Source organism: Exiguobacterium sp. s161, assembly GCF_018619045.1.
Classification (GTDB): domain Bacteria; phylum Bacillota; class Bacilli; order Exiguobacteriales; family Exiguobacteriaceae; genus Exiguobacterium_A; species Exiguobacterium_A indicum.
This window is the reverse complement of record NZ_JACSNH010000001.1, coordinates 1,019,037-1,032,953: the sequence shown is the minus strand read 5'-3', so window position 1 is coordinate 1,032,953 and position 13,917 is coordinate 1,019,037. Positions and strand designations below refer to the sequence as shown.

15 protein-coding genes are annotated in these 13,917 nt (G+C 49.9%); 1 reads left to right on the top strand and 14 read right to left on the bottom strand.

Annotated elements, in window-relative coordinates; all coding sequences use genetic code 11:
* Window positions 1-169: 169 nt before the first annotated feature.
* Genes KNQ14_RS05045 through bshA form a run of 3 tightly spaced genes read right to left on the bottom strand, consistent with a single transcriptional unit; the run spans window position 170 to window position 3,373 of the window.
* Window positions 170-1,141 (bottom strand): biotin--[acetyl-CoA-carboxylase] ligase, encoded by a 972-nt coding sequence (locus KNQ14_RS05045; RefSeq protein ID WP_214859844.1) that lies wholly within the window; start codon window positions 1,139-1,141, stop codon window positions 170-172.
* Entirely contained in the window at window positions 1,111-2,244 is a 1,134-nt protein-coding gene (locus KNQ14_RS05040; RefSeq protein ID WP_251138271.1) for a CCA tRNA nucleotidyltransferase, read from the bottom strand. Before KNQ14_RS05040 ends, KNQ14_RS05045 begins: the two co-directional genes overlap by 31 nt.
* On the bottom strand, window positions 2,231-3,373 hold the full coding sequence (gene bshA, locus KNQ14_RS05035) for an N-acetyl-alpha-D-glucosaminyl L-malate synthase BshA (protein ID WP_214859842.1): 1,143 nt from the start codon (window positions 3,371-3,373) through the stop codon (window positions 2,231-2,233). Before bshA ends, KNQ14_RS05040 begins: the two co-directional genes overlap by 14 nt.
* 170 nt (window positions 3,374-3,543) lie before the next feature.
* Here bshA and KNQ14_RS05030 point away from each other — a divergent pair, with 170 nt between their 5' ends.
* Window positions 3,544-4,431, top strand: a complete 888-nt coding sequence (locus KNQ14_RS05030) for a YitT family protein (RefSeq protein ID WP_029342000.1) — start codon at window positions 3,544-3,546, stop codon at window positions 4,429-4,431.
* 42 nt (window positions 4,432-4,473) lie between these two features.
* Here KNQ14_RS05030 and KNQ14_RS05025 read toward each other — a convergent pair whose 3' ends face one another.
* The 11 genes from KNQ14_RS05025 to aroC form a co-directional block, all read right to left on the bottom strand.
* Complete coding sequence (locus tag KNQ14_RS05025) at window positions 4,474-5,154, bottom strand: zinc metallopeptidase (RefSeq protein WP_023468628.1); 681 nt, start codon at window positions 5,152-5,154, stop codon at window positions 4,474-4,476.
* A 45-nt stretch (window positions 5,155-5,199) separates the two neighbouring features.
* Window positions 5,200-5,802, bottom strand: a complete 603-nt coding sequence (locus KNQ14_RS05020) for a DUF1405 domain-containing protein (protein ID WP_251138171.1) — start codon at window positions 5,800-5,802, stop codon at window positions 5,200-5,202.
* Between the two features lie 54 nt (window positions 5,803-5,856).
* Window positions 5,857-6,648, bottom strand: coding sequence for a menaquinol-cytochrome c reductase cytochrome b/c subunit (locus KNQ14_RS05015; RefSeq protein ID WP_055968607.1), 792 nt, complete (start codon window positions 6,646-6,648; stop codon window positions 5,857-5,859).
* Window positions 6,649-6,688: 40 nt separating this feature from the next.
* Window positions 6,689-7,360 carry a menaquinol-cytochrome c reductase cytochrome b subunit gene (gene qcrB / locus KNQ14_RS05010; RefSeq protein ID WP_012370658.1) on the bottom strand — a complete coding sequence of 224 codons (672 nt, stop codon included), beginning with the start codon at window positions 7,358-7,360 and terminating at the stop codon, window positions 6,689-6,691.
* A 3-nt stretch (window positions 7,361-7,363) separates the two neighbouring features.
* Window positions 7,364-7,870 carry a ubiquinol-cytochrome c reductase iron-sulfur subunit gene (locus tag KNQ14_RS05005; protein ID WP_035396830.1) on the bottom strand — a complete coding sequence of 169 codons (507 nt, stop codon included), beginning with the start codon at window positions 7,868-7,870 and terminating at the stop codon, window positions 7,364-7,366.
* 104 nt (window positions 7,871-7,974) lie between these two features.
* Window positions 7,975-8,415 (bottom strand): DUF2487 family protein, encoded by a 441-nt coding sequence (locus tag KNQ14_RS05000; protein WP_023468632.1) that lies wholly within the window; start codon window positions 8,413-8,415, stop codon window positions 7,975-7,977.
* A gap of 181 nt (window positions 8,416-8,596) precedes the next feature.
* On the bottom strand, window positions 8,597-9,127 hold the full coding sequence (locus tag KNQ14_RS04995) for a ReoY family proteolytic degradation factor (protein ID WP_029342003.1): 531 nt from the start codon (window positions 9,125-9,127) through the stop codon (window positions 8,597-8,599).
* A 28-nt stretch (window positions 9,128-9,155) separates the two neighbouring features.
* A complete protein-coding gene (locus KNQ14_RS04990) occupies window positions 9,156-10,442 on the bottom strand; it encodes a tetratricopeptide repeat protein (RefSeq protein WP_251138270.1) in 1,287 nt (428 codons plus the stop codon).
* 11 nt (window positions 10,443-10,453) lie between these two features.
* On the bottom strand, window positions 10,454-11,710 hold the full coding sequence (gene aroA / locus KNQ14_RS04985; protein WP_214859840.1) for a 3-phosphoshikimate 1-carboxyvinyltransferase: 1,257 nt from the start codon (window positions 11,708-11,710) through the stop codon (window positions 10,454-10,456).
* Window positions 11,701-12,762, bottom strand: a complete 1,062-nt coding sequence (aroB, locus tag KNQ14_RS04980; RefSeq protein WP_214859838.1) for a 3-dehydroquinate synthase — start codon at window positions 12,760-12,762, stop codon at window positions 11,701-11,703. The genes aroA and aroB overlap by 10 nt, the downstream gene beginning before the upstream one ends.
* Window positions 12,759-13,913 carry a chorismate synthase gene (aroC, locus tag KNQ14_RS04975; protein ID WP_064299671.1) on the bottom strand — a complete coding sequence of 385 codons (1,155 nt, stop codon included), beginning with the start codon at window positions 13,911-13,913 and terminating at the stop codon, window positions 12,759-12,761. The genes aroB and aroC overlap by 4 nt, the downstream gene beginning before the upstream one ends.
* Window positions 13,914-13,917 lie beyond the last annotated feature (4 nt).

Below are 13,917 nucleotides of genomic sequence, written 5' to 3'. Positions count from 1 at the left end.
GCGGAATAATTGAATATCGTCCTTCTGTCCCTGTCCGTTAAGATCAAGGCAGTTGAAACAGCTAAAACTGGCACCTGTCAATTCGGTATGGTTCCGACGAGCGGATACCATCCGTGGTTTTATTATACATGACGGGAAAAGCTCTCTGCAAACCGTCTGATTCGAACCCTTATTCTTTTTCCCAGTAAATCAGCTCTGCCGAATGGAAACGGGTCTCCCCTGTTTCCGTCTCAATCCGAATCGTTCCCGTCTCGTCAATACCGAGCAATGTTCCGGAAGCGGTCATCTGACGTGTCCGTAGCGTCACTCGTTCATGTAAGCGATCTGCGAGTGTTTCCCACTCGGAGACAAAAGATCCGAATCCTAGCTCGAGCCACTGCGTGTATAGTCGTTCAAATCGATTCAAGAAAGTCGCGACGACCTCCGCACGTCGGAAAGTTCTTCCTGATTCTCGGACGAGCGAGGTAGCACGATCTTTGATCCCTTCCGGAAACTGCTCGTGATGCACATTGATGCCGATGCCAATGATGACTGAACTGATCCGATCCGCCTCGGTCTGCATTTCCGTCAAGATGCCTGCTACCTTACGACCGTTGATCAAGATGTCGTTCGGCCATTTAATCGTAACTGGAACATCGAATGTCCGAAGAGACTGTGCAAGTGCAATACCTGCTATGAGCGTTAATTGACCTGCTTGGTGCATCGGTACATCTGGTCGGACGAGTAGACTCATCGCGATGCCCTCATTTTTCGCCTCATGCCACGTTCTCCCTAGCTGTCCGCGTCCATTCGTCTGGTGATCGCATACGACGAGTGTTCCTTCCTGCGCTTGCTGTTGCGCTTGCTCATGTGCAATCCGCTGCGTCGTGTCCAGTTCTTCGAAATGAAGGATGTGGCGACCAAGACGTTCTGTCGTTAACCATTGTTCAATCGCAATCGGTGTCAGCAAATCGCCTTCATCGACTAATTGATAGCCTTGTTTTTTATTCGAGATGATCTGGTATCCTTCTTCCTTCAAAGTTTGCATATGTTTCCAAATAGCGGTACGTGAAATATTTAGTGTCTCTGCTAATTCCTGTCCGGAGTACCACGTTCGCTGACGAAGTGCGATCAAGATTTGTTCTCGGACTGAGTGCGCCATCGCTCTACCTCCTTCAATAATGTCACGCGGTCGTTTGGGCAAGCACGCATGACGACACTGTATTCCAAATGCAAAAGTGCTTCTTTGATCTGTTGTTTTTGAAGACCGAGGCGGATCATGTCTTTTCCATCGACAGCGAGCTCTTTACGACTGCGAATCGGTAAGTCTGATCGCTCTGGATAATCCGTTCCTGTCATTTCCTGAAGAATCATCAGTTCTTCGTCCGACAACTGATAACGATCCCAGTCTTGTAACGGTCGGTGTAACAGAGGTGTTAAACGCGTTGCGAGCTGCACTTGATATTTCGATCGTTTCCAGCGTGTCAATTGATCTTTCGCGAGACCGGCATCGAGTACGAGTGTCCAGACGGCATCTTTTGAAACACCCCGAAACGACTGCTGCGCGAGTCCTTTAACGATTTCTGAAGTCATGCTGGGAAGGTAGCGTTCGATTCCAGTCCGGAGCATCGCCTGTAACGCCCGCTGTTTTCCAGGACCAAGTAAGAGTTTCTCGAACTCGATCGCGATCCGCTCAATCGCAACGGCCGCTAAGTGCGGAGCGAGTTTAACGATTGCTTGTTCAGTTGGCTCGTCAAGCGAGAAATCCAGTTGGCTCATGAAGCGGAACGCCCGCATCATTCGAAGTGCATCTTCATTAAAACGTTCGGCTGGTTCGCCGACCGTCCGGATGATCCGCTCTTCGATGTCACGCGCTCCTCCGAACAGATCGACACGTCCTGATGGTCTGAGTGCCATCGCGTTGATCGTAAAGTCTCGCCGGGTCAAATCCTCTTCCAAACTAACACCAAGCGTCACCGCATCCGGTCGCCGGCGATCGCTGTACGTTGCTTCCGAGCGGAACGTCGTGATCTCGTACGGCACGTGGTTGAGAACGACCGTCACGGTTCCATGCTCGAGTCCTGTCGGAATGACGACAGGGAATAAGTCGATGATCTGTTCCGGTAACATCGAGCTCGCTAAATCATAGTCTCCTGGTGTCCGGTCGAGTAACATGTCGCGAACGGCGCCACCGACGATATAGGCTTCACCACCGGCCTCCTCGATCGTCTGAATGATATGATGTGCGCCTTCAAGCAAGTTCATGACGCGCACACACCCGTTCATAGACTTGTTCATAACGACGGACGATCTCATTCGAATCAAAACGACGACGCGTATCACGAATGCCCTCTTCTGCCATCCGTTCCCGTAACATCGGATTATCCGCGAGTTCACCGATTCGTGCCGCAGCCATTTTGACGTCGTAAGTCGGAACGATATATCCGGTTAATCCGTCCTGGATGACTTCCGGTAAGCCACCTGCTGTCGAGACGACACTCGGGACACCAATTGCCATTGCCTCAAGGACGACGAGTCCGAACGCTTCTTTTTCAGACAACAGGACATGAATATCACTAATGGCGAGCAATTGCGCGACGTGTTCCTGTTTACCTGCAAAGATCACTTTATCGTAAATGCCGAGTTCCTTTGCGCGACGTCTCGTTTGTCCCATCTCTGGACCATCCCCGACGAGTAACAGACGCATCTTCCGGTCTTTCGCTGCAATGGCGAACGCTGCAAGCGTATCATCGATTCGTTTGACCGGTCGGAAGTTCGAGATATGAATGACGACGACTTCGTCCGCTTCAATGCCGTAATGCCGCTTCAAGCGTTCATCCCGCATCGGATAATAGACACTCTCATCAATCGAGTTCGCAATGACATCGATGTCATAGTGTGCGTTAAGCGTCGCATTCGTCTCAAGCGCTAGACTCTCGGAGACGGCCGTGACCGCGTCTGATCGTTCAATACCGTACCGAATTGCCGGTTGCATCTCTAAGTCTTGCCCGATGACCGTGATGTCCGTCCCGTGTAACGTCGTCACGACGGCGACGCCTTTTTTCTTTGCCATGTTTCGTCCGAGATCAGCACAGACCGCGTGCGGAACGGCGTAATGGGCATGGATGACATCAAGATCGAATAAATCAATGATTTCTGCGACTTTTGACGCCAACGTAATGTCGTATGGTGGATATTTAAAAACGGAATACTGGTTGACTTCAACCAAGTGGACCGTGATGTTTGGCCGATATTCCGTCAGGCGAAACGGCATGCTCGACGTAATGAAGTGGACGTCATGTCCACGGTCCGCTAATTTCATACCGAGTTCCGTCGCGACGACCCCACTCCCGCCGACGGATGGATAACAAAGAATCCCAATTGCTTTTTTCATGATAAAACCACACTCTCTTTATGACTTCTATTCGTCTCTATTCTAAGCAATATCAATCGGAATGACCATACTGATCACTTTTCGACTGATTTTCATAGGAAAAGCTAGTCTTTTTCCGACCGTGCCGTTACCCTAGAGAAAGAGTCTTGATTTGAAAGGAGCATACGGAAATGGCACCTCCATTCCAATTTCCGATTCGGATCCAGAACATTTTCTGGATTTTGGTCGGATCATTCATCTTTGCTTTTGGTATTTATCATTTTAACGTTCAAAATGAGTTAGCAGAAGGCGGTTTTACTGGGATTACCTTGATCTTAAAAGGACTGTTCGGATGGTCTCCATCGATCACGAACTTAGTATTGAATGTCCCACTTTTTTTCGTCAGTTATAAAATTCTTGGTCGGACGACCTTCGTCTACACGTTGATCGGTACATTCAGTTTTTCCTTCTGGTATGGATTGATTGCGAAGTATTCACCTCTCGTCATAGACCTGCGCGACGATATGGTGCTTGCTGCGCTTTTTGCGGGTGTATTCATCGGAGTTGGTCTTGGTATCATTTTCAACAACGGCGGTACGACAGGTGGTGTCGATATCATCGCGCGTTTGACGAAACGCTACTTCGGTTGGTCGATCGGTCGAACATTCTTGATCTTCGATTTCTTCGTCATCGTCGCATCCTTGACGTATCTCGATTACAAACAAGCAATGTATACGTTACTTGCCGTCTACGTCGGCGCTCGCGTCATCGATTGGATGCAAGAGGGCACTTATGCTGGTAAAGCAGCGATGATCATCAGTGATCACCGGACGGAAATCGCCGACGGCATTCATGCGACGATGAATCGTGGCACGACCCGTCTGATCGCAAAAGGCGGTTACTCTGGACGGGATCTCGAAGTACTGTACGTCGTCGTCGCTCGCAATGAAATCAATCGCTTGAAGACGCTCGTTAAAAGTGTCGACCAGCACGCCTTCATCACGTTGCATGACGTCTATGAAGTAACAGGAGAAGGTTTCACGTTCGACGAAAATCGGGTCCCAATCAAAGAAACGTAAAAAAACACGGATCGCTCAAACGAGCAATCCGTGTTTTTCGTTTTAGTCATCACTTGACGGGTTGAAGACGAGCAGTGCGAGACGAAGGAACTCGGCAACGGCAACGAGTGTTGCTGCTACGTACGTCCAAGCTGCTGCATTCAAGACACGACGTGAACCACGTTCTTCTTCGGCATCAATGATACCATGCTCCGTTAACTGCGCCATCGCTCGATTCGAGGCATCAAACTCGACCGGTAACGTGACGAGTTGGAAGATGACGGCACCAAGCATCAAGACGACACCAAGCATTGCAAGACCACTGAACCCAGCGAACAGACCGATCAACAACAGTGGGAACGATAAGTTCGACGTGATCGACGCGACAGGTGCAATCCGGTGACGGACACGCATCATATTGTAATCCGTCGCATCTTGAATGACGTGACCGATTTCGTGAGCTGCGATCGAAACGGCTGAGACCGTCGAACCGTAATAGACGTCTTCCGACAAACGAACGACTTTGTTCGTCGGGTCATAATGGTCGGACATCGTTCCACCGATTGGCTCAAGACGGACGTTCGTGATGCCGTTCTGCTTCATGATGAAGTCTGCGACCTGCGCTCCCGTCACCCCACTCTGAATAGGAACATCTTGATATTTTTTATAGGTGCTCCGCACCCGCATCTGAGCCCAGATTGGGACGATGATGATGATCGCGAGATAGATCAAATAGTTTGCCACGAGACATCGTTCCTTTCTTTTTTTGATTATAGGTCTATTTTATGTTCAAGTGATCTTATTGTCAATTGAATCGCGCGCGACGAGCAGATATCCCATCAAAAGACATATTCCGGTCAACCAGAAGGAACCATATCCGATCCACTGGATATGCTCCGCAAGTGCCGGGTAACGCGGCCACTGACCAAGAACATAATCGACGACATCGTTGTGGATGACCCAGATGGCGACGAGGACGAGTTCCTTGACACGAAACGTCATTAGCGGACTGTATAATAACGCCTGGAACGCCATCGCTCCGTGCGATACCATCAACATCAGTGCCATTGCTGTTAAGAACGGATCCTCCGTTCCGAGTTGATTCAACATCAACGCATTCATGACGACTGCCCAGACACCATATTTAATCAGTGTCACGAACGCAAGCGCTTCAAACAAGCGAGAACGTCGTCCGAAAATCCAAAGAAAGACGATGATCGTAAAGAACAGGGATGCAGTCGGGCTATCCGGAATGAACGGATAGTAATACCACTTCGACGTTGCGAGTTGTGGTTCATACCAGTAGTAACCGTATAATGTGCCTGCTAAGTTGATCAACCCGACAATCCAGAGTACTGCTTTATGTCGGAGTAATGTCAAAATACCTTGCAATCGTTTCACCTCATCATCGACAAAAGCCGGAGGATTGCTCCCCCGGCTTTTGGCTTATTTATTGTTTTCGCCGCCTTCACCGTATGAAGCGATGAATTTCGCGAGTTCTTTATGATCGGCATCTGATCCTTTGAACTGACCAGCAGGCATCGAACCGATACCTTTGACTGCGATATCATAAATTTCTTTTTCTGTCTTTTTCGTACCAACGAGTGCCGGCGCTGCTGCGCCACCCTCGAGGTTCTTACCGTGACAGTTGACACATGACTGATTCGAATAAATTTCAAATCCTTTAGCCGATGTATCAATTTTTGGTCCTTCGTTCATCGTCAATTCACCTTGTTTATGGATTGTATCCCAGTGAGTCGTTTGAACAGATTCCCAAGTCAAGAAGACGATCGAGACGACTGCGAGGAGCATCATGCTGACTGCGATCGGACGTTTCGCAGGACGACGTTCAAGACCTTGGTCGAGCCATGGCGCGACGAGAAGTGCTGTGAACGCAAGACCTGGGAGGATGACCGTTCCCATCAAGATGTATGGACCTGCAGCGAATTGGTATTTCAAGAGCTGATAGAGGAATAGGAAGTACCAGTCCGGAAGTGGAATGTACGACGTATTCGTCGGATCGGCAATGTTTTGAAGTGGTGCTGCTTCTACGATTGTCAATGTCATGAAGCCGATCAAGAAGACCGCTCCAACCATCCATTCGCGAAGTAAGAAGTTTGGCCAGAACGCTTCCGTTCGACCTGGATATTCCGAGTAGTCTTTCGACTTGTTCGGCATCCGGTTGTTGATCGACACCCGTGAATCGGTGACGAATTTCATTCCTTTACCACGATGCATCGTGTTCTCCCCCTTTTTTGTTGTCTAGATGATAGTCGGTTTAAAGTGGTCCAGAGATCCCTTGTTTACGGATCATCATGAAGTGGGCCCCGAGCAAGACGAACAATGCTGCAGGAAGGAAGAAGACGTGAATCGCAAAGAATCGAGCGATTGTACTTGCGCCGACGATTTCTCCACCCGCAAGGAGGGTCTTCGCGATACCACCGATGACCGGAATACTTTCAGCAATCTGAATCGTAACTTTTGTCGCGAACAACGCTTTCATGTCCCAAGGCAATAGGTATCCTGTCAGACCGAGAGCTAAGACGACGAAGAACAAGAGCACTCCGACAACCCAGTTCAATTCACGTGGTTTCTTGTATGAACCAGTGAAGAAGACACGTAATGTATGTAGGAACAACATTACGATAACGACCGACGCACCCCAGTGGTGCATACCACGAACGATTTGTCCGTGTGCGACTTCATTTTGAAGATAGTAGACGGACGCGTGTGCGTTGATGATGTCCGGTACGTAATACATCGTCAAGAACATCCCCGAAAGAATCTGGATGACGATCGTAAAGAACGTCAATCCGCCAAAACAATAAACGAAAGCTGAAAAGTTATGTGCCGGGTTGACGTGCTCCGGTACTTCATGATCGGCGATATCTCGCCAAAGCGGCGTAATGTCAACGCGCTCATCGATCCAATCATAGATTTTTTGCATCATCGCTTACGCACCTCTTTCGACTGGTTTACCAAGGTAGAGGTAACCATCTTTCTGTTGCATTTCATACTCATCGAGTGGTTTCGTCGGAGGCGTACCAGGTACGTTCGTGCCATCCTTCGTATACCGTCCGAAGTGACATGGGCAATAGAATTGCTCCGGGTGCGTCGGATCTGCGCCGAAGCTGACTTGGCAACCTAAGTGTTTACAAATTGGTGAGAGGGCTAAAATTTCTCCCTTATCATCTTTGAACACCCAAGCAGACAATGTTTCTTCGAACTCATACCACGCATCTTGCGTTTGTTTCTTGAAGTCGACCCGTTTTGGTTCTGTCGTGATATCCGACAACTTCATTACTTTTACTTTATCGCCTGCTCCTGATTTCTTCAGGACTGGATCAACTGCGAAGTTGACCATCGGCATGACCATTGTCGCAGCCATGAAACCGCCGACGCCTGTCAATGTATACGTCAAGAACTGACGACGTGTTACGTTAGACCCGTTTTGAGCCATCTCGATCCCCCCTTGTGATGTACGCTGTGCCCCAAGACGACAGTACTTCACACAAATTTCTCACATGGTAATAGTATCTTAATAAAATCATTGCGTCAACCGCTTCATAGCGCGGTCCAACGGTTTCCTAACTGTTCGAGAACTTGTCCTACGAAATTCCCGACCATCTGACCTTGTTGGTCACGACTCATCGTCTCAAGAGCTAGACGTGGCACGTAGATAATCTCTTCGGCGGCAGTCTCCTTCCACCTTAAATCAGCAGTGATGAAGGTGATGAAACGGAATTGCCCGGAAGCAGCCGCTTGACGCCATCCTTCCAACTGTTCGATCGACGGTGCATCGATATAGGTCAGAGCAGGAACGAGCAACGCCCGTCCGGATAGCTGGCGTTCGACTTCGGACGCCACCGTCAATGTCATGTCTGCGCATTCCGCGTAAGCATGCATCGCCTCATCGAAACCGACCGGAAGCAAAGGCACGATCAGCGTATCGATGTACGCTTGCTCGCTTCGTGTCCGCTGTACGTCGGATGGTTTGAAACGCAAGTCATTTCCCCCTTTCTTCGTACTTACAATTCGTCACATTTAATGTATCATATCCGCATTTCCTCCTACTCTCTTAATGTGAACGTTTTATGAAATTCCACTCTATTTTTCTTCATATTTTGCACAAATCTTCACATACGAAAGGACCCTACTACCTCTGCTGGGCAATAGAGTCCTTCTGTTAAGGAAGTTGACTTCGAACGAGCCGTAACTGTTCGGAAAGAGAGTGGAATCGATGTTGATCGCGTGCATCCAGCGCTTCATCAATCAAGCGGACTAAACGTTCTTCTTCCTGCCGATTGACCGTGACCGCGATGAAATGTGTCGCTTCATCCGCTAAGCGCGGTTCAACAGCAACTTCTGGGCGAAACGGATTTTCTTCTAGTAAAGACAAATACTCGTCATCCATCATCATACCTTGGAAGTTCAACTCGATATAGATATCTTCCGAGGTCAGGCGAATGTCATGATACGCTTTTTCTGGATCTAACGTCGTGACATCCCCTTTTTTGAAGAGAAACGGTTCCGCATCAAATCCGTATGTCGTCATGATGATTGCCTTCGGAGCGAAGGTCGCATTTTGAACGAAGTGTACTTGCTCGAGTTTTGCCTCATTGCGCAGCCAATAATCGATGATCCATTTCGCTTCCCGTCGCTTTAACGTGTAATAGGTCAAGATGCGGCGTAAGAATCGCTGCTTTCTCTCTATCATCTCAATCCTACTCCCTTCTCCCGTGAAGTCATCCATCCATTCGTTCAACATAGTCGACGAGTTCGTTATCTTCTGGTGTCAACTTAGCAGCGCGGCGGAGAAGACGTTGTCCCTCTTCACGCCGTCCTTCCTCGACGAGTGCGAATCCATACTCTTTCAAGAAGAGCGCATCTTCCGTGAATGCACCTTCGACTATCGCATAATTCTCCATCGCTTGCGTGTATTCCTCTAAGGCATACAAAGCGCGTGCCCGGTACCATGTTAGAATCGGAGCCGTGACGTGTTCTTCGATGGCAGAGATCGTCTCGATCATCGCTTCGTGGTCCTCGTCTTCAGCAAGTAACGAAAGCAAACGTTCCGCTGCGACGATTGATTCCGGATTCAAGGCAAGTGCCTCACGTAGCGCTTGGACGCTTCCAGCGCGATCGCCGAGTTTTAGAAGGAACAATGCTTCCATCGTCCGCAACTCATCATTGTAATCGTCGCGCTCCATTCCTTGTTTGATGACGTTCAGTGCTTCTTTTGTCAAACCAAGTTCGGCTTGGCTTTCCGCATATGGTACGTACGCCGACGTATAGTCCGGATCCTGTGCAATCAATTGCTGGAATGTCTCGACCGCTTTTTGATGTTGACCGACACGGTGAGCCGTCATCGCAAGACCAAACAGCGTATGCAGGTCGGAGCGTTCTGCGACAGCACGTTCGTACAGTGGAATCGCATCTTCAAATTGTCCTGTCATCGCGAGTGATTCCGCGTAAAGGGCATCGAGCGGCAATTCAGCACGTAACTCTGGTCGCTCCGCGATTTCGGCGAATAACGGTACCGCCTGATCAAACGCACCGAGCGTCATGTAGAGTTCGGCTAAACCGTATGCCAGTAACGGTTCGTCCGGTGCAAGGTTACGCGCTTCCTTCAGCTTCGCTAACGCTACTTCGTCAAGACCTTGCGACTGATAGAGGTCAGCGAGTAATACGAGAGAACGCGGACCATATTCCGTGTCCATTGTGTCGACCTGTTCGAGGACGGAGATCGCTTCTTCTTCGCGATCCAAATCGATATAACATTCTGCTAGTAACAAGGCTACTCCCGCGTTACCCGCATATTCGACGTAAAGCGGCGCCAAGAGATCGACCGCTCGGTCAGACAAACCGAGTTCGATATAGAGATCGGCAACGGCGAGGCGGTCCTCATCCGTTCCTGTCTTTTCGAGTTTTTCTAATGCTGCTAACGCTTCTGAGGTGTGACCATGTTCTAATTCTTCGATGATGCCATTCAATAGTTGTTCATTCAAGGCAAACGCCCCACTTTCTGTCATCCGCCTATTGCTTACTCAGATTGGTCGGATTGAAGTTTCTTTAAATCATCATAGAACGTTGGGTAGCTGACTTCAACTACTTCGCGTCCATGAACCATAATTTCTGGATTGATCGTCGCCGCGATCGTCAACATCATCGCGAGCCGGTGATCACCTGCACTGTCGACTTCCGCTGCTTGCAGAGGTGTCGGTCCTTCGATGATCATGCCGTCATCCGTTGCCTCGATGTTCGCTCCAAGACGCTGTAATGCCGTCACGACGGTCTCGATCCGATCCGTTTCCTTGACACGAAGCTCTTGTGCATCGCGAATGATTGTTCGTCCTTCCGCTTGCGTCGCAAGCAAAGCGAGTAACGGAATCTCATCAATCAAGGATGGAATCTGATCACCTTCTACCGTGATTGCTTGTAACGATGTCGTCTCGACGGTCACATCTGCCGTCTCCTCTCCACCGTCTTCTGAGCGATGATTGATTTCGACACTTGCACCCATCTGTCGTAACGTCTGTAAAAAACCAATCCGTGTCGGATTCATCAAGACGTGAGTCGTCGTAATGCGACTATCCTGCCCGATTGCTGCTGCCGTCCACCAAAACGCTGCTGACGATGGATCGCCTGGAATGTCGAGTGACGTTGCTTGTAAGCGTACAGGACCTTGAACACGAATGTGCCGACCATCCTCGCGTTCATCGATCGCTACGTCAACACCGAACTGCGGCAACATCCGTTCCGTATGGTCGCGTGACAGGATCGGCTCAATGACTGTCGTCTCACCCGTCGCATGCAGACCTGCGAGCAACACGGCACTTTTCACTTGTGCACTTGCGACTGGCAACGTATACGTCGTTCCGACAAGCGGCGTCCCTGTGATGTGAAGCGGCGCCGTCTCACCTGTGATGTTTGCTCCGAATAAGGCAAGCGGTTCCGTGATTCGTTTCATCGGACGTCTGCGCAAGGAAGCGTCTCCATCGAGCGCATACGTCGCTTGACCGCCTGCTAGGATACCGCTCAAGAGACGAATCGTCGTCCCCGAGTTTCTGCAATCGATCGTCGCTTCTTGGAACGTATCCGTTCCGGTGATCCGAATTTCCTCTGATGTTCGATCGATTTGTGCACCGAGCGCCTGCATCGCTTCTAGTGAAGCAAGACAATCGGCCCCTTCAAGTGCGTTTCTGACACGTGTCGTTCCCTCGGCGATTCCGCCGAACAGGAAAGCACGGTGCGTCATTGATTTATCGCCAGGTACTTGTACTGTTCCTCTTAAGCCCATTCTAGACACCTCACTGTTTGATTGAATGCTTGACGCAATCGTTCTTCGCTGATCGCTTCTAAAATGAAGCGCCCTTCTTTTTCAAGGACGAATCGAATCGTTGCTTGGTGGTTCTTTTTGTCGCGACGCATCAGTTCAAGGTAGGTCTTAAACGATTGTCGATCCGGTAATTCCGTTCCAAGACGATGGAGCAATTGTCCGAGCTGCTTCGCCTGTTCGTCATTTCCTTCTAAGAACTTGACGAAGACGAGTCCGATCCCTACTGCCTCGCCATGCGCAAGACCAGGACTCGCATATTCAACGGCATGACCAAATGTATGTCCATAGTTCAAAAAGGCACGCATCCCTTGCTCCGTCTCATCTTGTTCGACGATATCCCGTTTCACATTAATCCCCCGTGCGAGCCAGTCTTCCAAATCGAGTCCTTTGACAGCATCCAGCGAAACATCGAGTAACGAGTCTGCAAATGATGGTCGCGAAAGGAACCCATGCTTGACTAACTCAAAGAAGCCACTTCGCCATTCCCGGTCTGGTAATGTCTGAAGGAGCGTTAAATCATACACGACACCACTTGGCTGATAAAATGCACCGACTAAGTTTTTACCGAGGGAGAGGTTGAGACCAACCTTTCCACCAACACTTGAATCGTGCGCTAACAGTGTCGTCGGAATTTGAATGAACGGGATGCCGCGCAAAAAGGTTGCCGCGACGAATCCCGCTAAATCACCAATCATTCCACCGCCAAACGCAAGGATCAGACTATGACGTGTCATCCCATACCGAACCCCTTCTTCGAGTAGAGCGCCATAAACGGCAAGCGACTTACTGTGCTCCCCAGGCGCAACGGTGCTGATGTGAACGTCGATCGACGTCGATACATCCGCTAACGCATCCTGCAATCGATCCATCTGCAAGTGATGTACCGTTTCATCCGTGATGACCCAGATGCGGTCCGCCTCGTTCAGCGCTGAAAGATGCGATAACCGGGCTAATGCCCCATTTCCGACAAGTACTGGATATGACGTTTTCAACCGGATATCAAATTCGATCAAAACGTCCGAACCTCCTCTTTGTAGGCGGCGACGGCAGCTTGAAGACGATCGAGTGTCGATGTCCCGAACATTTCAAGGATAGCGACCGCAATCTCAAACGCGACGACGGCTTCTAAAACAACCGATGCGGCTGGAACGGCACAGGCATCACTTCGCTCGATTTGTGCCGTGAATGCTTCCTTCGTCTCGATATCGACCGATTGCAGTGGACGATAGAGCGTCGGAATCGGCTTCATTGCTACTTGGACGCGAATCGGCATGCCTGTAGACATCCCGCCTTCGATTCCGCCTAGATGGTTCGTCCGCCGATGATAGCCGGATGCATCATGAACGATTTCATCTTGGACGGTACTCCCCTTGCGACGACCAAGTTCATACCCGTCACCAAAACCGACTGATTTCATCGCATTGACGCTAATGACAGCTTGTGCAATCCGGCTGTCGAGCTTTAGATCGTTTTGGGTGAAGGACCCGACGCCCGGCATCATGCCTGTCACGACGACTTCGATTTCACCGCCGAGTGTATCCCCTTCTTTTTTGGCCGCATCAATTTCCTCCATCATCCGTTGTCCTGCTTGTTCGTCAGCACATCGAACGGGTGAAGCATCAATCGTTTCCTGATGTTCCACAGGATCCTTCCACGGTGCATCGATGCCACCGATCGACCGTACGTGCGAGAACACTTCAATCCCGAGTTCATTCAGTAATTGTTTAGCGAAGGCGCCGACGGCAACACGTGCTGCCGTCTCACGAGCGGAAGAACGTTCTAGTACATCGCGTAAATCGCGATGACCGTACTTCAATCCACCAACGAGATCCGCATGTCCAGGACGTGGACGCGTCAACGTCCGCGGGCGCTCCAACTGTTCTTCGAGCGGTTCCGCTTGCATGACTTGTGTCCAGTGCGTATGATCCTTATTCTCGATGAACAAACTGATTGGTGATCCCGTCGTATATCCATGACGAATCCCACCACGTGCATCAATTTGATCCTGTTCGATTTGCATGCGTCGTCCGCGTCCGTATCCGCCTTGACGACGTGTCATTTCACGCTGGATGGCTTCGAAATCAATCGTGAGTCCTGCTGGCATCCCATCAATGATGACGGTCAACCCTTTTCCGTGTGATTCTCCTGCTGTCATGTAACGCATTCGC